We start from the raw sequence: 22,989 nt of genomic DNA on the forward strand, positions 1-22,989 counted from the left end.
AGTGCGGCATGGTGACAAGCTGAAAAGCTTCAAGACCGGGGTGGTGATTCCGCTGTTGATCCTTGGCTTGATCGCCATCTGGAACATGGACCGGCTTGCGGCAATGTTCTTCGAAGCTGAAAACGCCACAGTCAGATTGAGAAACTGCGCCAGCGCCGAGTGCGAGTTGCACGGCACTCTCCGAATTGAGCCAATGTCCGGTGACTACCTCCTGACCAGCGCTGAGGGAAGGGTCACCCGCTTCCCTCAGTCCTCCCTGGCCAGCGCTCGCTGGCCGGCCCAGATCGTCGCCGAGTAGTCCCGCCTACTGATTCACAACGACAGGCTGAAGCACTGTAGGCAGGACGACTGGATCGATCACCTGGGTCAGCAGGTGATCATGCCCCTCCACGTGCCAATTGGCCCAGATTCGTCCCTTCCCATCAGGCTCCAGGCTGAGCCAGTTCCGTTCCGGTACCAAGTAATGGCCTTTGAAGCCGATCGGCAGCATGCGGGCCTTCACTCCGTACTCGATGACCTCTTCACCTGCCCCGAACTTCTCCATGAAGTACACGGCCACCGCTGGAGGCGGGGTGTGCACGATCCCGGTAGATACCAGTTGGAAGATAGCTCCGGCACCATTCCCATGTTGCGGAAGGCTCGACTCGATTACGGCAGCCGCAGCGACATGGACGTCACCGCTCACAATGGTCACCCGAGTTCCTTTGGCCGAGAAATTCAGCAAGCGCTTGATCAATCGCTGCCTTTCGTCACGGTGTGGTTTGCTCCGCCAATGATCACGAAGATCATCCTCAAGCTCCCATTGCCCGGGCAAGGCATTGAGTGCTACCTCGGCGGCATTCAAGTCCAGGTAGGCAACAGGCAAGCTGGAGTAGACGATCAAGTGCTTGTGCTGGGAGGTATCGAGCTGATCCAGCCAAGCGAAGATGGCGTCCCAAGTGTACTCCGAAGCGATTTGCGTCGGGCTGAAGCCGCCAGCTATCTGTAGATCCGGGTGGCGTTCGCTGCGCAGATCTGGAACCAAGAATGCGACCTCGCCGAGACCAGAGTAGGCAAGGCTGAATCCTTTTGCCTGTGGACTCTGGTTGGGTACCGCAGAGGGATGGACCTCGTCCTCTGCCAGCTGCTGCTGAAAGAGTCTGTAGTACCGCGTCGCCAGCCGGAAGAGGTTCTGGTAGACGTCGCACTCATGCAGGTCCTGAGGATATGAGCCCCACCCATCGGTGATGTCGTGGTCGTCCCACATGGCCACGTAGGGGATCGACTGCAGCATCTCGCGCGGGCCGGCCTGATTCCAGCGCTGGACATAGAGTTGGGTGAAGTATTCGTCGACCTGCTTTTCCAACTTTCGTGACCATTTCGCAGCTACCTGCTTGCTATGCCACAGATCAGCCCAGTCCTTCATCTCTCCGGGTATCACCATCAAGTCATCGGTGTAAACCTGGTCTCCACCCATGACCAGGACATGGAATTCTTTACCCTTGATCTTGTGACGTGCAGCCATGTCGAACCAGCGTTCGTTCTGCCTGTCCTTCACCTTCTTGCGGTACTTATCAGCAGAGAATCCGTTGCACGAGCCATAGGCAACCCTCGGAGACTCCCCAAGGGCAGGAACGAAGAAGCTCGCCCTGCCTCCTGACACACTGCAGGAGCACTGCTGAGACCTGGCAGCTTTCTGAGACGTTGATAGGTCTACCCTCCAGACATCCTGGGTTGGACTTCCGAATGGGATCGAAGCGATACGGGTGACCTTATCGACCGCGCAGTTTGTGGGCTCAGGCTTCGGTTTGGGGTCACCTTTGTCCAGGACAACGAGAGCAGAGACCTGGTACAGATCGTTGTGGATGCCGCGAAAATGAAGGATGGGACCGAGTAACAGGCTCATGCGCTGTCCTCCTTGACGTAAAGGTATGAGCCCCGTCCTCGCTGACTTTCAGTCCCCCCACAGCGGCGGCCGCGGCTTTCTCGATGGTTGCAATGTGATACTAGCCGGTGCCAGAGAAAATGCTCGATCGCCCGAAGTCTCTATGTGGCGCGGACGTCAAACCCGAGAAACCGCAGCGCCTTGGCCATGCGTCCGTTGATCGGGGGCACCTGTTCTGGGTTCAGCGTTCCGACCAACTCCAATGCACAGAATCGGCCGAAGGAAGCGAGTTTGTACTTCGGATCGTAAAGTACGGAGCCAATGCGTGCGGCAAACTCCTCGTGGCCATGAATCAGGTAAATCAGGGTGTCCTGAACGCGACCGAGGTCCTCCCGGTTCCCTTCCCAAAACTTGGCCGGCAGAGCTTCAGCGCCACCCAATGTGAAACGGAGCTGCTCGGAGAATGCGTGGACACACATCAGCGCTGCAGCGATCTGCTCCTTGCTGCTGGCACGGATCGACTCCGGGCTCTCCATCACAGCGTGGAGTGTTTCAAGCATTTCGAAGTAACCCTCTGGAATCCGAGGTGTAGCGGTTGAAAGCCATTCCAGGGCCAAGGTTTGGATTTGGGGCTTTCGATCTTGCGGCCGGCGGATCGGTGCATCCTGCCACGCGGCATCTCCCGGGGCGTGCTCGAGTCGCACCCAGTTCAAGAAGCGGTTCACCTCCGGTCCCCATGCAAGGGCGTTGAATTCAGGTCGGCGAGTGCCTTGCTCACGAAGGATTGCGGCGACCTCCTCAAACGCCGGCAGGTATTGCTCATAGATAGTCTTCCTCAGATCACTGAGGTAATGCTGCTGAGCGGTCTTATGTCCGCTGCCGGCAAGGACAGTTGGAGGCTCTACATCAGCGAGGCTTTGGAAAGGGGCGTCCCGACTGTCCATCCGACTGGCCTTCTCCCAGGCATCCTTGAATTTCAGATAAACCTGCCTGGTTAAAACCTCGGCACTGTCCCAAAGCACAGCGAACAGCGCCTCGAGGTCTCTGATCCGCTCTTCATCGCCAGGCTGGTCGAGCAGAACGACTGCTTCTCGGTTGCTGACCAGGCCGCCATCCGTGAGGTTTGCTGAGCCCAACATGGCCACGCCATCGAAAAGGAAGATCTTGGCGTGAAAGCCATCCGTGAAGTACCGGATGGAGCAGTTGTCGGCTTCAAGTGCTTGGCGCAGGGCGGCGGGATTCGTCGCTGGATTGAGCCCCACCAGGAGATCGATCTTCGCGCCACGTTCCGCAGCCTCCAATATCTCGCCCGGACGAGTGAAGTAGGGTGCTGCAAGCCGGATATGCGACGCTGTAGAGATGAGCCGCTGGAAAGGCCTGAGGACTTGGTCCTGGCCGGGGCTGTTGGTGAAGATGCTGCTGTCCGCCATGCTGACAACCTGTTCCGTGATCTTCAGGACAGGCTGGCAGCAAGGAGCGGGGACTTCAACTGAGCCGGCGCGCGATTGAGAAGAGGGCGGCCCGTTCCGCATCGAGGTCGGGGCGGTGAAGGAAGGGGAGCCACTCAGCCGCCAGGTCCTCCTCGAGCGCGTTACGGGGGACTCCTGGCCAAAGGTTACCAGGGGGGCTAACCACTGGCACAACAGATCTTCCTTTTGCGTACAGCAAGCCCCAACGGGCAGGAAGGTCTTCCGGCCGTATCAACCCTTCCGGGCAGAGGTAGAAACGATAATTGCCCAAGCCTCCGGAAACCCGCTCCGGCTTCAAGCGATCGGCCCGGAAGTCACTGAGGCTGACCTTAACCTCAATCACTCCGGAACACATGGAACGGAATCCCAGAACATCGGGCCGCTCACGGCTCCCTGCTGCCCAAATTTCGGTAGTAACCACAGGGAAGCCGTTCTTCTTGAACCACCTGGCCCCCATGGCTGTCAGCTTGTCATGCTCGGGACTCGGCATATGCCCTCTCTTTTTTTGACCTGATCAATGGGTTCAGGCGTCAACGTCTTGGGTCTTCGGCGGCGGCACGGGCAAGGTTAGGATTTGCGCCAGGTCATAGACGTACACCTCGACGCTGACCAGCTTGGAAGCGTGGTCGCCTTCACGGCTGACGAACTGGGCGATCTTGTGCGTCCCCGGGAAGCGCTGGGCAAACAGCGCCCGAAGTGCATCGCGGGATGCCGGGCAGTCGGTCACGCCTTTGCCGTCGTCGTCATGCAGGACAAAGCCACGGCGCTCCAGGTCGGCCAGCCAGAGCGCCTTGCGCTCGGCGTGGGACAGATGCTCAGCGCCCGCAATGAGCGGTCGAGCAGAAAAGGACTGCAGGGAAAATCTCACCTGCAAGCTGTATTCCCCGAACTGAATTTCGCTGGTATGGCCGAGGCCCTCCAGCCGCCACCAATCGCGCAACTGGCGGGCCAAGTTGCCGAGTGCCGGCTGTATGGCCTCCGCCGGCATCTGCTGGCCCAGCAGCGCCTCCAAGTCGCGGATGCGCATGTTGGCCTGACGCAGTTCCCCGAAGCGCTGCTCGATGGTCGTTCCCGCCTCAGTGTCGACGCCGAGCGAACGGCCTAGGGTGGCCAGCTCAAATTCGGTTGTTTCCATCGCCATGCGCGCCTGGGCACGGGTCAGGCCAGGCACGGTGCTCTGTTCAAGAAGGAACGGCAAAATGGCGAGACTCTGCTGCGCCTTCTTGACTGTGGCCTTGATGGCGGCCCGCTGGTCCTCGCTCAGGTCCAGAGGCACCTGTTCGGCGGGGTCGTCAGTATGTTGGGTAAGGCGGCGCACTGGTCGAAACTCCTTTTGGCGCAGCGGTGGCCGAACTGGGCTTAGGCTGTACCGCGATCATTTCCCAAGACTTTCGGGGGTGAAGAGCACTTTTCTGTTCTTGTAGAGGCTCTGGTACACGTCGGTGGGAAGGGAGGCTATTTCCGGGATTGCCTTGACGTCCTGGATTGCTTTGACCGCGGAGGTGTCAAAGGCCTTATTGCCGCTCGACTGATGAACACGGACTTGCTTGATCACGCCCTTCCGATCCATCTCGATTTCGATGGTGACCTGCATGCCATCCTTTGCACTAGCCGGACGGTGCCAGTTGCTACTGATCCGCTCCACCAGCAGGCTATCGACTTTGTCAGGAGTGACCGGCCCATCGACTTTCTGTTCATTGTCCAGCAGCTCGGCCAGAGCCTTGGTCTTGGGGCCGCTGACTCCGGTACCGATGCTTGGGGTAGTAGATCCTGGGTCAGACTTGGCCTCGCCAGTTGTTGCTCCCAGCGGGCTGGCGTGCTCAGACGGCAGAGGCTTCCCGTTACCATCTTTGCCGGCTGCCGCAGGGCTGCGAGCAAGCTCGACCACTTCCTTCACCAGCCTAACCACACCCTCGATCTTGGCATCGGCCTCGCCGGCACGCCCCTGTAGATCAGCAATCTCTTGCTTCAGCTGATCGACTTCTCTGGCGTACTGGTCGGCCGTCTTCTTCGCGTCCAGAGCGATGAAAAAGCCGCCCGCGGAAAACGCGAGCACCACGGCACCAACTGCAACGGCCATCAGCGCATTTTGTTTCTCGTTCACACCGATCCCCCCCTGGGTTTACATCGAAGAAGGGAGGATAACGGGCGCTTCCGATGCTCCAAAGTCAAAGGGTCACGCGCAAATCCCCGTCCGTTGGAAGACGCTGAACAAGAGAGCTGATCAGCCGATCGCCATGGCCATCCTCCGCTCATGCAAAGAGTCCGCGTCCTCATGACCAGATTGATTGCCAATCAACTCCCGTCCCCTTGCACTGTCCAAACTAAACCCCCGGCGCAGTTTGATACCAAAGAGTCCCATAGCGTGGGCTAGGGTGTACCAACTGCTGTGCTGCTTGAGGGTCAACGTGTCTCCGTGCACCACCACGGCAGGAATATGCAAAAGACTCAGTTGCAGATACGCCATGTGGACGGCCCTGCAGTCGATATCGACCAGGGTGGCGTGCAGGTGCTGCTGGTAGTTGATGCCCAATTCTCGCAGACGAAGTGCAAACGCGATGACCATCGCACCAGCCCCACAAGAGGGTTCCGAAAGGGTGATGAACCCTCGCTCCTCGATAAGACTTTGAACATGTCCTGTATCAGCAAGCGTCAGGTCCGTAAGGACCTGGCTGATCGATTCTGGGGTGAAAAACTGTCCACTCCGAGAATTCGAGCCGCCTACCTCCATGAACAGTCTTCCCAAGATATCGCTGGGGTCTTTTTCCAGGGCCTGCTGTAACTCATCGAGCATTGCACGGAATAGGTGTTGATCCTTCGGCTTGTACCTTTGGATCAGCCGCATGTACTGGGCTTCCCGGGTCTCACGGTGGAGCACGTCTACTGCGTTTGAGAGCGCCACGGCTGCCATCTCGCAGAAGTCTTGAAAGACCTCGCGGGGTGGGTGGTAGCCCACCGAATGAATGAGCTTGGCCAGGTTGTCGGTGTGCTGCTTTGCGGGTGACATACTGCGCTCCATCAGTTTCTAGATGGGCGCAGTATTCAAGGAGATAGGTTGTGCCAGAACCGGTGCCGCTTGGTATGGTTGGTCAGCTCTTACGGCGGGGCAAAGCCCGAACCTCCGGGCCAATTACGAAATCGTGACCAGGTGGGGGCTGGACATAGTCCGCTTCCGGTTGGATAAGCAAGGGGGCGATGTCGCAGCCCAACTGCTCGACGTTTCCGAGCTTCACTAACTCTTCTTTCAACCAAAGAACCTTCGCATCTATCTCGTGATAGGCGACTTCCCACTGCAGGCCGATGTAGCCATTACGTCGCTCCTGCAGTCCTTCCGCGATCCGGTTCAATTGCTTATCGCTCGGCTGCAGCCAGTGAAGGGCCAGAGGATTGGTCAGAAAAACGGTCCCCGGCCTCACATCCAGCGTCAGGAACTGATTGTCGGGCCCAACCTGGGAGAACATGTGATCAGCCTGAATCGCCAGGTTGATGAAATACAGCCCCTCCCAGTCTGGATCGGCATGAGGCCATGACTCACAGCATGCCACCCAAAGCGTGGCGGTGGACAGGGGGTAGGGAAGGTCGTTGAGGCCAGCGGTGTGGATCTCGATGATGGGGCTCAATGAGGAGGTGACAACCTGCTCGGGGATGGCAACCGCAATTAGGGACTCTGCATCTACGGCGAAGGTATTCATGAGTCTTCTCGAGCTTGAGGCCGGTAAGGCGAAGTCGGCCAGGTAGAGTTAGGATCAATGGGCCAGGTGCGGTCGGCATACGACATCGCAGCTTCGCGGGAGCGGAATCGACGGCGCATCACCTTCGAGGGATGACCAATATCCGACTTGTCACCGGTAATGTACGGCGGCCACGCCAGCCAATAGTCGGCTTCTGGCTGATCGTTTTCATCATGCGGCTGGGCCGCACCCGCCATATCCCGGCGCGTCCAGCTGCTTGGCCTGAACTCTCTCCAAGTCGGGGTCTGGCTATCCATAGGTTACTCAACAGGCTCCATCTGCCGGCGAGCAGAGGCAATGTGCGGGAGACGTACTGGCCTTGCAGATAGTTCCAGGAGGTGCGCTCCCAGATCGAAGTGGCCTGCCGCGCGCATCAAGGGAACTATCCTCATTGCCCTTGCATCCCCTCGAGGGAGAAATACCGCCCGACCGTCGAGGTGGCGAGGCAACGGTGACCAAAGGAAACCGGCCCGGTATTCCCTCATTGCATCGAAGAATCGTTGGAAAGCCTCTGAATCATCACTCAGGGCAAACACCTCATACTCGCCAACCAGCTGAGACACCGCGGCCTGAGAAAGGCGGTGGACGCGCAGAAGGCCTTTCAGAGGAACGGGAACTTCCAACCGGGCAGCCAGGTAGCGGCCAGCCACGAAATGATGGGAACCCCCAGAGTTCATCAAGAAAACTCGGCCGTCCCACTGGTGGCATGCAAAGAAGTCGTCGGTGGAGTCGCGATGAAGGATGCGGATCTCGTACCACCCCAGGCTCTTTTCAAGGTTCGCGTGAGTGATTTGCCCTACGAGATACTGCGTCCTGGCCACAGCCATAGCATCGAGGCTCTCGAAATCTCGAAGCTCCGACTTGGAGGCACAAAGCCCCTGGACATCCTGGATCTCACACTCCCAGGACTCGACGATCTCTGTGTAGCCAACGTTGGCCAGCGCATCGATGGTGTGGTGGTAGCTGCAGAATTCGGTTCCAACAGCCTTCCATCCAAGCAGCTCCCCTGGTGCTCGCCAGTTTCCGGTCAAGTAGCTCCCCTTGCCCCACTCGTGCCACCGAACGACCTCCGATGAGGCAATCGAACAGGGCTGCCCTGGTATATCGAACCTCAGATCGCGGTTTTGCTGCAGCATATGACCAAGGGAGGCCGGATGCCCGAGGCAGTCCAAACTGAAGCGAAGGACCTTTGCCCATGTGTCACGCATAACGCCTTTCTCCGATGTGTTGAATCCCAGCCATTCTCGGGACTTAGTTGGCTGCATAGCTGTCAATCCGCCCCAGTTGTAGGGCCGAACCCACGGCGCGCCATCAGTGTTTGAGGATAACGGCCAAGGGGCTATTCGAAGAACCTTCGTGGGATTCAGCGGCCGAAAGCAGCAGCGATCTGTGGATTGAGCCAGAACCCTGGCCGTCCACGGAACAATTCAGCGCCAGTGCGGATGTGCTGCAGCATCAGTTCGCCCGACATCCAGGTGCGGCCGAGCAACTCGGCTGCCAGGGATGTCATGTTGCGACCGGCCCAGGCATCCACTACAAGATCGCCTTCCTCAGTCAGAAACTGAATCAGGAACTCGGGAATCGAAAAGGGCATCGGAGCACCGTGGGTCGGCAAGCCAAGGGCCTCTGCGGCTTTGCGGTGTTGAGTGCCGTAGGTGCAACGGTGTCCACGGGTGATCACGTTCTTCGGAATCGATCCGGCAGTCTCGTTGCTGAAGCTGCCCGGGCGTAGGCGATATGCGCCATCACCGTAGTTCGTGTGGCGTTTCTCGCCACCATTCTGGATCAACCGCAGATGCCGTTCGGAATGCGGCTGGAGGACACGGTTGTTGTTCGATTTGCATTTCAGCGGGTTCTTTGCGAACCAGAGTACAGGCTCATACCCAACATTGAGTTGCTGACGGGATTTCGAAGCCCACTGTACCGGCCCCGGAGCCTTCGCGGGGTTTTGCCAGATGAGCCGGTCCATCAGGTAGAGTCCAAATCGATCACAGACTTCCAGCACCAGGCGCTCCACATAGGTCGAGCGCGCCGGTAGTCCCGGGAGGAAGCAATCCTGCGATACGTTCAAGACGAGACTGCCTTCTTCTGCCAGCGCCTCGACCACAGGCTCTAGCGTGGCGCAGATGAAGTCGACGATTTCCCGCTCATCAGGGTTGCCGTAAGCCCTTTCCTTCCTCAACGGGTACGGCGGAGATGCCGCCTTTTGTTAGCAAACCCTATTGAGGGAAATAGAACCGTCGTGGAGCATGCGCCCGAAACTCAGCTGCTAGAGAGCAAAAATGGCTAAGCGCGCACGCTCCACCAAGGGAAAAGCTTCATCAGGGAAAAAGAAGTCTGGGCTAGAACTGAAGGTCAGGAACGATGGCCGCCAGTCAGGATTTACGGTCGTCAGCTTTGACTTCCTGACTGACTGGTTGGGTGAGGATGCAGATCCCTTTTTGAAAGGCATTTCGCGCTTCTCTAGACGCTACACAAGTGCGGCCCCTACATACGCTATACGGCGTATTCTCCAGTATTGGGCAATGATGCATAGAAAGAGAGGCTGGAAAAAACCTAAGGATACAGATGCGGATGACTTCAAACTTCAACTATCTGAGCTTCGGAGAAGCTTTTATACCGATGAGACAGAAAAGGGGTTGGCCCTCACAACGACCTCAAATAAGTGGATATCTTTCGTAAGACTAATTGAGATTCTAGTAGTTGCAGAAGTTATCCCCAATATCACTATAGGTGCATACGTTCGAGCTCCAGGAAAATCAGAAATATTAACTGAAAGGCAATCAGTGGTTGATGGTGCTGCGGTTGTTTCGGTGCCGAAATCATTTAGACCGGATAAAAACTCATACAATGACGATCTTTTTGAGTCAATATCTTTAACTGCTTCTGATGAAAGGTACCTGACCGAGTACACTGCTAGAATAAATCGTGTGCTGGATACAATTAAGTCGTGCGCGCTAGAGGACTTTAATCTACTAAAGTCGAAACAGGCAGAAGGAGATGCGCTGATAAAGAATACCGGCTGTGGTTATCTGACGGCTATGAAAGAGAATCCGTGGCTTATGAGGTATTTTGATTTTTCCACTAGGTGCCATTACTTTGAGGCAGACGGTGGACATCCTAACTTGCTTGGAAACCTACTTTCTGTTGTTCATCATGAGATGGGGGGGATCCCTAAGCCTCATCGAAAATTCAAGTCGAGTGACAGAAGGCCGGTATCAAACAGCGGAAATTCTCATTGGCAATATGTTGCTAAATACGGAAAGAATAAGCTCATCCCGTATTTAGGATTAATGAATAGCGAGGCTGCGGCAGTTTGCATGCTCTTGATAATGATAGAGCATCCAAAGTTCAATTCGACTTCATTGTACAGAGCCAAAATTGAAGACGCGGATGGATTCGCAATCCTCCTGTCGTCTGCCGATGGAAATAATTTGCGCCTTACGGTTAAAAAGCCGAGAGCTAGGGAGCAGAAATCAGAAATATTGAGTGACTTGGCGAGAGACGTTATTTCGAAAGTAATGGAGTGGACTGCCCCTATCCGAGAAGAGTTGAGAAAGCAGGGGCGAAACGAGGAGGCTTCTAATCTTTGGGTGGGAATAAGCTCTTTGAACTATGACTTGAAGTCCTTTTCTGAGAAGGCGTTGGTAGGAGCGCTTTATATGAATCCAATTTGGCGTTCGACAGGTAAGGAAGAGTTTAGTACAAGGGCGTATTCATTTGTAGATAGACACCCGGTGCTCATGCCGTGGAGAGATAAGATCAACTATAAGGCAATTCGTGTCAATGTAGGTGTGGCGACATATCTTAATACTAATGGCGACTTGGTTGCTACAGCTAAGGCATTTGGCCATAAGCACATTAAAACTACTATTAATAATTATATTCCGCTTGCGCTGCAGCGTGCAATTTTTGAGCGGCAGATCCGTAGGCATCAGAATCTACTAATCACTTCAGCGATGGATGAAGAAAGCGAAATGCTGAAGATTTCGGATTTTAGAACAGTGGAACAATTACATGAATTTCTTAAGTCCATCGATAATTATTTGTTTGAAAGTGAATTGGAAGCGCAAAGAAGGGAAACATCCGAAAAGCTAACCTTTGATTTTGCCACCTTGTCCAGACTCGTCATATCTAATGATCCTGAAGCGCTTGCGGTTGCAATGCTTTATCGGGATGCTCTCGACAAAGCAACCCCAACCTTCCTAAATAGGCCAGACAGTCTTACTGGCATCACACCAAAATTTTGGATGGACTTCATTGACGCAGTTATGGCACCACTTCCGTTATCAATGAGCGATTTAAGTAATCTTGTTAAGAAGGCGCTTTTGAAGAAAGAAGCGATGTCGACTATGGTTATCCTGCCAGAGGTGGGGTGATGAGTCGACACAAATTACCGGTCGGAGTCATTGATTTTTTTGATCGAACAACTAGAAAAATAAATCATATATACAGACCTGCATGGCTTCTTAATGAGCTGGAAAGTTCTACATGGGTCGTAGACTCAGGGGTGGTTGTTCGGAATGTAGACGGCACCATTAAAGGTGGTGTTCGTCTAAATTGGAACAGGCTTTTGCCAAGCGGAAGCTTCACAAGCCCTGTTTATGCGGTTCCTTTGGAACAGGCAAAAATGATAGTGGTGTGCGCCTATGATGGAGCTCTTAAAGTCGCTAGATCGTTAAGAGGCATTCTTCACTTTCATTTATATCTGTTGTGGCTAGCTGAGTTTCTTGCTGTTCGATATGGAAACAAGTTTTCTGAAGAGGGGTTTTCTATTTTTGGGGTGGATGACGTAGTTGAGTTTCTTGGAGCGGCAGAGGTAGGAGGTGTTAGTGGAACAGGGGCTTTCATACAGCGCTGGGAAGATTATCTAGCAAATTCCAAGGATGGAATTGAGCCAATATCACTTTCCGAGCATTTGGGAAAACTAGGAGCACTGGATGGTAACGGTAATCTAAATTTGCGCTTCGCTGCGGCTGCTTTGGGGGTTGACTACAAACGGTTATCTCAATCTACCGAGTTCAGAAGATACTTGACGCATGGGTTTGATTGTGAGGCTGGAGGTAAGTCCAGCGAGAACGGGGCATCAAGAGCCACAACTGCTCTATCAAACTGGATGGTTAATTTCTGTGAACTGCTATCTTCTCTGCCTATTCAATCGCATGTAGAAATAGGTAATCCTTATTTAATATCGGATATTGTGCGGCCTTTCCGCATCGGAGGAAACGGTAGAACAAGAACCTTGCCTCTTTCTACGGGAAGAAGTCTTATGTTCGGTTGCGGCAAATGGATGATTGATACGTATCCGGCACTCAACTATTACTGCAATGAAGTTGTTCCTCTTTCACGGTCGATAATGGATGAGTCGAATGTTTCAGTGTTTACGGCGTTATCCATATCAGAAGAAATTGTTCCGATTCCAGATGGACTGGTCTCTGCTTTTGATGCTTACAGACGAATGCAGGTGGATCCTCTTATCTCTGAGGCAAAAATTAGAACTCAGTTTCCATTCTCGATTTTCTTGTTGAGGCTTCATACGGCCGTCTGCTTCTGCTTGATCGGTGTCCTGACTAGTTGTCGCAGAAATGAACTGGTTGATCTGGATAAAAGCGCTAGTTATGAGGTTGACGGTAGATTCTATCTTTCTGTTTTACTGAGGAAAACTGGGTTTGATAATATGCGTGAGCCGATGGAAAAGCCGGTTCCGCGCCTTGTTTATGAGTGTTTATTATCTTTAAATGCGCTAAAAAAACTTTGGCAAATCATAGTGCCTTCAAGTGATATTTTATTTAAGTCGCAGGCGTTTTTTAAAGTTAACGTCAGAGGTGCCTCTCCATTCAATGTGGCTGATGCTTATGTTTTTCTAAAGGAGCTTAGTGAGTACCTAAAACTTGTTGATAACTCGGGAGAACGATGGGTGGTGCTCCCACATCAACTTCGCCGCTATTTTGCTATGACATTTTTTCACTTCGGAGGATTGGAGAATTCATTGCCGGCGCTTTCTTGGTTTATGGGGCATGAAGATATTGGGGAAACCTGGCGCTACATTAAAGAAAGCTTAACAGGAAAAGAGCTCAGTGCATCCGAAGCTGCGTTGGCTACTTCTGCAGTTTGCTCTGATGATCAATCTCATGGCGTTCAGCAACTCAGGAATATCCTTATTAAGCATTTTGGCACTGAAAAAATCAACGTCATGCATGAGGATGAGTTAAGAGATTACCTAGAATTATTGTCAGAAAAAGGTGTATACACCGCTACCCCAATTCAAATTAATGCTGGAAAAAGAAAGAGGTATACGGTGGCAGTTTCAGTTAGGGAGGGTGCCGATGCCTCGACTTGGTAAAGGCCAAATTGCATCAAGCATCAAAGTCCTATCTGAAACTGCCGCTAGGAGCGCTGCTTGTAGAATCTCTGAGTTTGATAGGATTAGAGCAACTCCTTCCCCTTCTAAGAGTGAGCTATCAGCTTTCACCTCTGTTTCAAAACTAGCTGCTTGGGATAATGAGTCTCTTGGAATTACTCCTTTAAGTCATAAAACATTACGGAAATATGTGAATGGGCTATATGAAGGTGGACTTTCCCAGCTTCTACGTGATGCTGCTTTGATCATCGGCGACTCCCGACAGCTGATCCGAAAAAAGTCTTCTGATGATGTTGATGCTTGGAAGTTAAGCTCTCAGTTAGCGGTAGATGCTGCGCTAGACATGACCGCTAGATACTTGGATTTGCTTGAACGGCTGAAGAGATTATCGTTGCGGTCAGATTTAGCAGAGTCTGAGTTGCAACGGCATTATCGGCGATATGAAAAAAATCCTCACATTAAGGTTGTGAAATGACTTCGGCTGGTCGGCTTTGGCGCACTTCCTCTAAAGAATTTTATTTGCCTGGATATGATAAGTTGAGGAGGTCGGAGCGATGGGCGGCCCCCGAAATGAGGGTGATGTATTGGCCAGATGGTTGTATATGTTGGCAGCTTAACGTTTATTTCCTTCATCTTAGGCGCTCAAATAGCGCTATTTCCACAATTAACACTTATGCATCAGAGCTATCCTTGTTTGTACGTTTTTTGTTTGAGTCTGAGGTGGTGATTGAGGAAGTGTGTGATGATGTGCTGGTTTCATTTTCAGACTGGTTAATTAAGCGCAAAAAATCTTCTGGGAGCCACATAAATAGAATTTTGTTGCGGGTTATATCGTTCTTAGAGTGGTATCAAACTTTTTTGGTTGGAAAGCGTTTAGTGGGTTCATTAGGGCAGGGGGCTCAAGTAACAATTTCTTTGCGTTCGTTGAAGAGTAAGCAAGGTGTTGTAAGGGTTCGAACCCAGCATTATGCGATGGTGCCTGCAAGCATTCCTCGTACAGTTCGCCCTATTTCTTCTAATGCAATATCTGCTCTGCTGGATTCTTGTGAATGGACTGCCAAAACTAATTTTCGTCGCAGCCGTGATCGATGTATGCTTGTTCTCCTTGCAGATACGGGCATACGTAGAGAAGAGCTAACTTGGATCCGAGTTTCTGATATTGTAGGGGCATCTGCTGACCGGAAATTGCCCGTAAGAACATCTAAAAGAAAAGGCAATCCTTACAGGTTAATACCTATCTCAGACGAAACGTTTAGAATGCTCTTGGAGTATATCGATGTTACTCGCTCTATTCAGGTTAGGAGATTAAAGAGGAGAAAGATTGGCTTCAAAGATCTGGACTGGCTGTTTTGCACCAGAGAGGGGTTCAAGATGGCGCCCTCAACAGTGTCACAGTTGTTTTCTGATCTCCGGGCAGAGGCGGGCCTTACTGAGCGGGTATCCGCTCACATGCTTAGGCACCGATATATTACATTGCAGGTTATGGCTAGGCTTCGATCTTTGAGCAGCCGGGGGTCAATTGGCGTTGAGGCACTTACTACTGTTCTCTCAAAGGTCGCGAGTCTCAGTGGTCACTCTTCGCTTGATAGCATGTGGCGCTATGTAGATTGGGCCTACGAAGAGCTTGAGGTTGAATACAAGGATTCTGCAAACGTCGCCGCCGAGGCGATGAGTGTTATTGAAGCTTTGATGGGTGAAGCGAAGAGTAGTGAAAATAGGGCTCTAGCAGAGTCAATTTTAATTGTGAAAGAGGCTTTGTTGCAACTCAGGACGAAGAGTTATGAGTTACCAAGTGTGGTGGCCCATTCCCTTCGTGGCTCTGCTACTTAGTCTCGACATGTATAGTCTTGCCTGCGTCGTTTCGGATTTCTTATTTGCAAGTAGTCACAATAACCTGATTTCTTTCTGCTATGACTGAATCCGCTTTAGGACCGCTTCTGAATTAGAAACTTCCTATGCTTTGATGTGCCCCGCAATGCAGAGTCACAGGAAAGGACAAGGTTCGCGCTTCGGCGTCACAACGGTAGTACGGCGTATCGCTCGAGTCACTCCTACCCGTAGAGCTAACAGGTCTTGAGCGCAGGTCTTTGGGTCCTGCGGGGGTTTGGCGATGCGCTGGTATAGGCCTTCGTAGATGATGACCTCGTCGAACTCTTTGCCTTTGGACTTATGAACTGTCATGAGATGGATGCCGCGCCAGTCTTTTTGAGCAGCAGCGAAATGCTCCTGCATCAAGGCACTGCGGACTGCCTCTTCAGCACCTCTGTACCCACCCTGGGCACGCCACAGGGCACCCAAGCTGGTGCGCAGTACCGAGCCTCGATGAAGAAGTCGTAAGTAGCGGGCATCCGTTGCTACTTGCCTCAAGGCTTCCGCGGTGGAGGATGCCAACAGGCCGCGCAGATATAGCCAGTCCTCCGAAGGGTCACCTGTGAATTCCAGTCGTTGCCGCAACTCTGAGATCCGTTGAACTTCGCTGACAATCAACTGGCGCTTGGCACCGCGGATCTTTCCCGTGGAAAGGAAACCGCTAAGAGCGCCTGCCAGGTCAAGCTCCGTCTGAGGTGTAGGCTTGCCTCCGCGCCGTCCGCGAATGTGCGAGTGAAGTGCGCCGAGCATGCGGCTTGCCACATCGCTAGCCGTACCTCCCTCCAGTAGCGTGGCGATAACGCCAGCGGCTAGAGCCGGCGGCTCTGCATCCATTGCAACGTCGTGATATAGCTCCGGCAGACCATCAGACGTGGATGAGAAATAGTCAGAAAGCTCAAGCATTAGCCGTTTGGATGGCACCAGGACCGCGATCGACTTGTCCGGTACTTTCTTGAGCCGTTCCAATGCCGAGTAAACTGCGGTCTTGGCGCTGAAGTGCGAGCTCTTTCCATATAAGAAGCCGTAGCGAATGATTTTGACCTGTTGATAGGTCCTGCCCTTGTTCGCCCCGGTGAGAAGGTCGTTCCCATAGGTTGCGATATCGGTACCGCCGCTGCGATGGTTTTCACCGGCGAAATCGAAGTGAGCGGCGCTGAAGCTCTCCAGAAAGTCGCCCACCCGCCTGGGGTCAGCGCCTCGAAACTCGTAGATTCGCTGTTCGGGGTCTGCCAGTGCAATGAGGCGACTGCGTCTTCCAAGCTGCTGAATCAGCGCCCATTCATCACTGTTTGTGTCCTGAAACTCGTCGAGGATGATTATGGGATAGGTGTCGGAGAAGATGGTGTTTAGCCGATCACTTCGACGAAGCAGGTCGCTGACCAAGCTTGCGAACAAATCGAAATGCAGACGGCCTTCCTGCTCGAAAAGGCGCCGCTTCTCATTTTCGTGTTGGGCCTTATCGATATCAGTCAAATGCGCTGCTGCTTCTGGCGGTGGCAGGAGCTGCAGGCTTCGCCTGCCATTCAGCAAATAGGCATGGCTCCGGAGAATGCTCCATGCAAAACCGTGGTACGTACTAACCTCCAGTTGCTTCAGGTCCTCACGAGAAATCAGCTCAGAAGCCTTTTCGATGATGCGCGCTACGGTAGGTCTGGCGAAGCTCAAGAAGAGAATCTTCTGGCCTGGCTTGAGTACTCCTGAGCGAATCTCATCGCGAGCCTTCACCAGCGCGACGTGTGTTTTGCCTCCACCAGGACCACCCAGCGCTAGGGCGTGCCCGGTGCACGCCAGGAAGCCGCGCTTCTGATCGCTCCACACTTCAGTCATGTCGAAGGCTGGGGCGGGGACGGTTGAAACCTTCCATAGGCGGCTGCCAATGGTGCCGGCTTGGCTGCAGTTTCTGGGAGAAGGGGCATGCCGGCTGCCTGGGGAGGTAATGGAGGCAGCCGTGGTGGCTCAATGACGTTCTTGATGGCTGCCAACGTGATTCTCACGTATTCAGGCATGTCGTCGGCGGTTTGACAGGAGGCGAGCAAGTCGCCGGCGTCGCCACCACCCTTAGCCCAGCTGAAATAACTCGACAGAGCAGCCTGCAGATCAGCCAACGGCGTTGCGGCTGCTGGTGTCCATGCCGCGAGATGCTGCGGCCAATCGCCTCCGGCAACTACAGCAGCGGCATAGCTGCGGAGTGCGGCCTCAGATGCGCCCTGCAGCACCAGGTCTTCGAAGCCTGCGCTCGCAGACTCGTAAGGATGATCGACTGAGGCCTTGATGGCTGCGAGTGCCTCCGGCGATTGCTTGTCGAACACCGCAAACACGCTCTTACCGAGTGACAGGAAGAATGTGCGCAATTGCACTTACTTGACCACCTGATTGCATTCGACTTGACCAAGCATTTGCATCGGATCTGACCATTACACCGCGTGGCCATGACCGACAGAGAACGACCCCACAACATGCGTCCCTGAGTGGCTGATTACCTCCTGATGATTACTCCGGTGGATGGGCGGCAGCGATCTCCAACACGCAGTGGCCACTCAAAAAGCGGCTACCCTGAAGTACAGTTCTGTTTTGGGAGGTCTGTATGTCGAGAAAGCGCCGAAAGGACCTGAAGCACCGAATTGCCGAGTTTGAAGCTGAGGCCAGGAGGCTGGCTGGTAAGGTAACTGAGATAGAGCGACGCTTCATCGCTGTTGGCTTGGAAAGAGGCAAAGACCTTGAGCCGGTCGGCCGTCTGGCCGGTGCAAATCGACGTCGTTCGATTTGATACTTCTCGCTCTAACTGGACACCGGATCTCAGGCAAGTGATGCAGGCAGAACGTCTGCTTCTGGCCGCATTTCCGCCGGTCCCCACTTCCACCATTTCCAGAGATTGACGACACTCGGGAGATTTCGGATCTGGCGGTCTATCTGATTTCTTTTATCTCAATAAAAATTATCGAGAGCACGCCCGCAAAGCTTGACGACTGAGGCATGGTAGAAACATGTCCATCGACTGTTTGGGCGGAAGCAGTTCGATAAAACGTCCGCATTTGGCCGGTTTCCGCCGGTCGCGACGGGCCGGGATCGGCTGAATCCACAGCCAAAAGCTGCCATTCTTCCCAATAAATAAATCAGCCCACTTTTCCTGTGCCAACCCGTCCGCCTCGGCTTTAGATGTCAGAGTTTCCATAAAGTAGATTCACCAAGGTGCGGTGGTTTTATTTATTGATTACTAATCAATGCACTGTTCATAGCGACTGCAAGTACCTGAGCGCATCATCATTTAGGTTCAATCCATGCCAGAAGGCGCAACGCCATCCGTTAGCCGACTTTCCGCATTCAAATTCATAGCTTTCGAGCCGCTGAATTTCCGTTTTTATGCTTACCAAGCTAGATCGATCTGGAAGAAACGTCCTTATTCCATTGATCAAGACCCCCCATTGTGTCGTCAGATATTCATCGATTCCCGCTCGCCTTAGGACATTGTCGATGTGCCACTGGACAACAGCAAGCTGACTTCCGGTCACATTGTAAGGTATTGGCGTCAGCAGTGGCGCATTCCAATCAGGTTCAAATCGTACGGACAGGATCTTGTTATTTGCAAAGTAGTCAAAATATGGATGCAGAGGGCGCTCTCCTGCATTCGCGCCTTTGAACGCGTTGCTTCTCTTGTTGTTGCACCTATCACAAGCTGGCACCAAATTTTTTGAGTAAAATGAGAATTCTGCGTAATTTGCTTTGGGTAGGTAATGATCCAAGGTCCCCAGTGCATCTCGCCCACACACGGGGCACACGCCGTCAAGTTGAGATCGCAGCGTCGCAATGAAATTTAGAACGGATGGTGGCGCTTTATAAATTCCGTTAAGGTCTTCTTTTAGTGGGGCGTATGACACGTCCTCAGCGATACCCCAGGGATCACCATTGCAAATATCATACGCTTGATAGCGCTCAGCAATATCAGCTATGCGATGCACAATTGCTTTCGCATTTTCCTTTCTAGAGTGCTGCAGAAAGCTGAGAAGCAAATTATCTTGAATGACGGGCGGATCGAGTTTCCTCATTTTACTGCTCCATCATCCTACGCAGGCGCATGAGAGCTTCGGCGCTCAACTCTGAAGAGTATCTATCAAGTGCCTCCGAAAACGTATTGCTCTCTTGCTCTGCTAGCTCTAACAACTCTTCATAGAGATGATGGGGTAGATCGTCGCCAAATACCTCATTCGAGATTGATGCGACATTGGCTCCTAGAGTTTGCATGCGCGGCTTTCTTACAGTGAGTACTCCATCTTCATCGCGCATCACATGCACCTGAGCACTTTGAACTTCCCTGACGACAAACGGGGAGTGTGTGGCGATGAATGCTACCGAACGTGTACCGTTCAGAATTTTATTTAGACTACGCATAAACCTTGATATAAGGTTTGGATGCAGAAAATTCTCCGGCTCATCAATAATCAACGCGGATGCCGGCCCAGAGTTAGCTAGTGCAACCAAAATGAATTTTAGGAAGGCCTGCTGGCCCAAGCTAAGCTTACGTTCCTTTCCGTGTTTATCGACAAATTTCAATGACTGCCAAGAGGCGACATTTGCCGCATTCTTTAAAATACGTTGTTCGCCACCACGCTTCCACTCTGAAAATGGCATATAGTCTACATCGTACAGCGCCATTCTTCCTGACTCTCCTGGTCTGTCTTTTTTCATTGGGACCAGAACTTCAAGCTCACTGAATTCAGTGCGCAAAATATCCGAGAGATGTTTAAGCAAAGCACCTTGAGCATCATGTCCGCGAGCCACATCGACAAGCAATGTTGTTGCAGAGTCCTCGCCTTGCTTGCGGGGGCTTGCCGGATTGAATGTAAAAATCCTAGCTCTCGCGAGCCCCTCCTTTGACGTGGGGGAGAACTGTCGAACAGATGCAGTGTGAATGAAAGCTATAACTTGATTCAGTTCGGGGCGATTGGTAATTTCAGCAGATCGACTTTCTTTGTCGGCCAAAACTTTTGAGAGCTTTGCAAGCGCCGAAGTTTTGCCGCAGCCATTCTGGCCGATAATGACCGCGATCCGCCCTCTGAGAAAATTTTTGCTATCAAACTGGAAGTCGAACTGGGCTTGGGGGCCAGTTCCCTTCAACTCAATACTGAAAGGTTGACGTGCATCAGCATCAAGCTCTTGCAAGCCTTGCAATATGCGCTCCCCCTTGCGATAAGCAAAGTAGGCTTCGCTTGATCTAATCATCGCATGGGTGAACACTTCTTCTTTATAGAAGTCATACCAATTATTGGTGAAGGTCCGGCTTTTAGTCGTTGCTACATCTTGTAAGCTAGCTAGGATTTTCCTTGCCTGAGTCTCGCCTAGCGTCCGCCGCAAAAAGCTGTATGACTTTGCATCTACCAGCAGTGTGCGGAACGGTTTTTTAATTTCGCGGTGGTAAATTTCAGGTTTTTCAGGCGAAAGCAGACTGCCAACAGCCTCAAAGAGATCTTTTTCTCCTTGAATGGCACACCTCCCTTCAAGCCAATAAATCTGCCCTTGTTTATCGCGATAGCCTATGGAGCATGCTATAAGGTAGCCGAAGTCGTTAAATTTTCGGGCCAGCGGAACAATGAATGCTTCCGCGTTGGAGCTTTCCGCGAAGCTCTCATCCAAAAGGAAGGAGGTCAGTGGCTGGTTAGGATTAGCGTTAGAGCTTTTTTTCGCTGGCATTCCAAGATCCATCTTAAGTCAGGCGCGCCGCGACATTATCAGCGCGAGCGGCCTACTGATACTGTCTGGCAACAAAAACGATGCACTTTCGGAAAAGCGGACAGATTTGTTGGGATGACTGTCCGCCTCTGGCCGACTCCAGCCCACTGTACTGGTGACTCCCGGCCAATGGTGGCCGTCCTCTGTGACGGCTTCAGTCTCCCCATAAGGTTGATGCGCGATGCGCAGCGCGGCCCTACTTAAAGTGCTGACTGGTGAGGTGTCGAACAACATGACTCACAAACTCACCATGTGGAGCTCGATGCTCATCCCATCTCTTGACGTTCTTAGGGCGTGGTCGATAGTCCGCAGTGGTGAGCGCAAGACTGTGTTTGGCCCGAGAAACTCCTACAAAAAACACGCAGCGCTCTTGGTCGAGGTGCCCCCAGAACGTTTGCTTCTCGACGCCGAGCACAACTACCGAATGGAACTCCAGACCTTTGCTTTTGTGCATGGTTAGGAAGCGAACTGCCGAATCGTCAGAAAGGCGTGCCAATACCTTGAGTAAATCTGGCTCAATCGCAAGTTGCGCCCGGATACGATCACGAACGTCTCGAACAACCTCTAACAAGCGGGCCTTTGAGCGATAGTCGGCGGAGAGTGCGCTGACGGACGACAGGCCAAGTTTCTTTAGGAACTCATTGGTCAGATCCCACCACGAGCCATATGGGCTCGCTGTTTTTCGCTCCTGCTTAACCTTCTTGAGGTGATCCCGGTATGTCTCTTCAAAGATCCGTTGAGCGCTATTTTGGCTGTCGTCGTCTTCGAACGGGGTGAAATGGTCCATTAACCGTGACCATGCTTCTGCCTCGCCCTGGCCGTAGAGGCAAGTGAGGTAATCGATTACAAGGCCGACTGCTGGCTCTTTCAGTAGGTCCTGAAGGTCGTGATCATTACGATGAGCGATTCCCCGCTCAGTGAGCCGCAGCATTAGTGATTCGCCATACTCTTCAACTTGGCGAGGCATCAAAACGGCAATTTCACTAGGTGGTATGCCGTCCTGAGTAATCCAGCGCTGAATAAGGTTCGCAAGAGCCTCAGCTTCCTCAGCGGCATTTCGGAAATTCCCAGCCAGAATCTCCCCGCCTTCGCCCTTGGCGAGATCATCCGGCATCACTGCCTCAGCCTCGATCTCCCGAATAATATCGTTCTGCATTCGCAGTAGTGCTGGCTGGGATCTGAAGTTCAAAAACAGACGTAGCGGTCGGGCATCAAAGTCGTCAGCGTAGGTTTTGAATATCCCCTCGAGCGCCCCCGCCCATCCCATGATGGTCTGCTTAGTGTCCCCTACGGCGGTCAGGATCGCCGGCGTGTCGTGGAACAGCAGTTTGATCAGTTCGTATTGGTCTGCCGTACAATCTTGGAATTCGTCGAGGAACACGTGCGTATAGGACTGCCGTATCGTATTGCGTGCGATCGCGCTCTCTTTCACGATCCGAAGGGCGAACGGAAGTAGGTGTTTAAAGGTGATCTGTTGGCCCCAGATGTATTCCGGACCAATTTCATAGTCCTGGCTCAACGCCTCATCCACCAAAACTGGATGGAACCGGTCGATGATCCGCTTCGCAAAGCCATGGAAGGTAACGCTGTCGAAACGTGACGCGCGATCCCAACCACAGCGAAGCTGTACTCGCTTTTTGAGGTTCCGGCTTGCGTCCGTCTTGAATGAAACGGCAAGGATGCGTTTTGGGTAGCGGCAGGCGTTTGTACGCAGAAGAAAGTCAGCTCGCTGTGCGAGCACCTCTGTTTTTCCCGCACCAGGGCCAGCAGTAAGCACCACTGACCTTTCGCGCTCACGAACTGCCTCCCACGCGTTTCTTTCCAGTCGAATTCCTGGAGAGGGAACCCAGCGTTCAGGCTTGATCATTCCGGCGACTCATCGAGCCGTTCGATCACCTTGTCTGCTAGCCGATCGAGCGAGTCAGGCAGGCCATCAAGAAGTTCCTGATCGGTGAGCCTTCCCAACGCGCC

17 protein-coding genes and 1 pseudogene are annotated in these 22,989 nt (G+C 52.9%); 5 read left to right on the plus strand and 13 right to left on the minus strand.

The window, feature by feature from the left end:
- Position 1 precedes the first annotated feature (1 nt).
- The gene (locus VQ067_RS33075; protein WP_034000470.1) at positions 2-298 is read left to right on the plus strand and encodes a hypothetical protein; all 297 of its coding nucleotides are present in this window, start codon (positions 2-4) and stop codon (positions 296-298) included.
- A gap of 6 nt (positions 299-304) precedes the next feature.
- Here the strand turns inward: VQ067_RS33075 and VQ067_RS33080 are convergent, their stop codons facing one another.
- From VQ067_RS33080 to VQ067_RS33115, 8 genes and pseudogenes are all read right to left on the minus strand, one after another.
- Positions 305-1,885, minus strand: coding sequence for an alkaline phosphatase D family protein (locus VQ067_RS33080; protein ID WP_023111089.1), 1,581 nt, complete (start codon positions 1,883-1,885; stop codon positions 305-307).
- A 140-nt stretch (positions 1,886-2,025) separates the two neighbouring features.
- Positions 2,026-3,294 (minus strand): phospholipase D-like domain-containing protein, encoded by a 1,269-nt coding sequence (locus VQ067_RS33085; protein ID WP_058199483.1) that lies wholly within the window; start codon positions 3,292-3,294, stop codon positions 2,026-2,028.
- Positions 3,295-3,856: 562 nt separating this feature from the next.
- Positions 3,857-4,651 (minus strand): hypothetical protein, encoded by a 795-nt coding sequence (locus VQ067_RS33090; protein ID WP_034000476.1) that lies wholly within the window; start codon positions 4,649-4,651, stop codon positions 3,857-3,859.
- 57 nt (positions 4,652-4,708) lie between these two features.
- A complete protein-coding gene (locus tag VQ067_RS33095; protein ID WP_223290632.1) occupies positions 4,709-5,437 on the minus strand; it encodes an energy transducer TonB in 729 nt (242 codons plus the stop codon).
- A 120-nt stretch (positions 5,438-5,557) separates the two neighbouring features.
- Positions 5,558-6,340, minus strand: a complete 783-nt coding sequence (locus tag VQ067_RS33100) for an N-6 DNA methylase (RefSeq protein WP_034000478.1) — start codon at positions 6,338-6,340, stop codon at positions 5,558-5,560.
- A gap of 82 nt (positions 6,341-6,422) precedes the next feature.
- Entirely contained in the window at positions 6,423-7,025 is a 603-nt protein-coding gene (locus VQ067_RS33105; RefSeq protein WP_034000480.1) for a hypothetical protein, read from the minus strand.
- Positions 7,026-7,324: 299 nt separating this feature from the next.
- Positions 7,325-8,095, minus strand: a complete 771-nt coding sequence (locus VQ067_RS33110) for a DUF6685 family protein (RefSeq protein WP_223819159.1) — start codon at positions 8,093-8,095, stop codon at positions 7,325-7,327.
- A gap of 332 nt (positions 8,096-8,427) precedes the next feature.
- Positions 8,428-9,252, minus strand: a pseudogene (locus VQ067_RS33115) (DNA methyltransferase); the annotation flags it as partial.
- Positions 9,253-9,346: 94 nt separating this feature from the next.
- On the opposite strand from VQ067_RS33115, the gene VQ067_RS33120 reads away from it, so the two are divergent.
- The 4 genes from VQ067_RS33120 (at position 9,347) to VQ067_RS33135 (ending at position 15,255) form a co-directional block, all read left to right on the plus strand.
- Positions 9,347-11,443 (plus strand): hypothetical protein, encoded by a 2,097-nt coding sequence (locus VQ067_RS33120; protein WP_034020102.1) that lies wholly within the window; start codon positions 9,347-9,349, stop codon positions 11,441-11,443.
- Positions 11,443-13,407, plus strand: coding sequence for an integrase (locus VQ067_RS33125; protein WP_034020105.1), 1,965 nt, complete (start codon positions 11,443-11,445; stop codon positions 13,405-13,407). Before VQ067_RS33120 ends, VQ067_RS33125 begins: the two co-directional genes overlap by 1 nt.
- Complete coding sequence (locus tag VQ067_RS33130; RefSeq protein WP_124082609.1) at positions 13,391-13,900, plus strand: hypothetical protein; 510 nt, start codon at positions 13,391-13,393, stop codon at positions 13,898-13,900. Before VQ067_RS33125 ends, VQ067_RS33130 begins: the two co-directional genes overlap by 17 nt.
- Positions 13,901-14,004: 104 nt before the next feature.
- Positions 14,005-15,255 carry a tyrosine-type recombinase/integrase gene (locus tag VQ067_RS33135; protein ID WP_171891569.1) on the plus strand — a complete coding sequence of 417 codons (1,251 nt, stop codon included), beginning with the start codon at positions 14,005-14,007 and terminating at the stop codon, positions 15,253-15,255.
- A gap of 153 nt (positions 15,256-15,408) precedes the next feature.
- Here VQ067_RS33135 and VQ067_RS33140 read toward each other — a convergent pair whose 3' ends face one another.
- The 5 genes from VQ067_RS33140 to VQ067_RS33160 form a co-directional block, all read right to left on the minus strand.
- Positions 15,409-17,121, minus strand: a complete 1,713-nt coding sequence (locus VQ067_RS33140) for a UvrD-helicase domain-containing protein (protein ID WP_171891570.1) — start codon at positions 17,119-17,121, stop codon at positions 15,409-15,411.
- Positions 17,118-17,651, minus strand: coding sequence for a hypothetical protein (locus tag VQ067_RS33145; protein ID WP_225517907.1), 534 nt, complete (start codon positions 17,649-17,651; stop codon positions 17,118-17,120). The genes VQ067_RS33140 and VQ067_RS33145 overlap by 4 nt, the downstream gene beginning before the upstream one ends.
- A gap of 873 nt (positions 17,652-18,524) precedes the next feature.
- Entirely contained in the window at positions 18,525-19,337 is an 813-nt protein-coding gene (locus VQ067_RS33150) for an HNH endonuclease (protein WP_128472872.1), read from the minus strand.
- A gap of 1 nt (position 19,338) precedes the next feature.
- Positions 19,339-20,979, minus strand: coding sequence for an ATP-dependent nuclease (locus VQ067_RS33155; protein ID WP_160295900.1), 1,641 nt, complete (start codon positions 20,977-20,979; stop codon positions 19,339-19,341).
- A gap of 235 nt (positions 20,980-21,214) precedes the next feature.
- Entirely contained in the window at positions 21,215-22,885 is a 1,671-nt protein-coding gene (locus tag VQ067_RS33160) for an ATP-dependent helicase (RefSeq protein WP_034019966.1), read from the minus strand.
- Positions 22,886-22,989: the final 104 nt, after the last annotated feature.

It is taken from the genome of Pseudomonas sp. KBN12P06040 (genome assembly GCF_037574965.1).
GTDB classification, from domain to species: domain Bacteria; phylum Pseudomonadota; class Gammaproteobacteria; order Pseudomonadales; family Pseudomonadaceae; genus Pseudomonas; species Pseudomonas aeruginosa.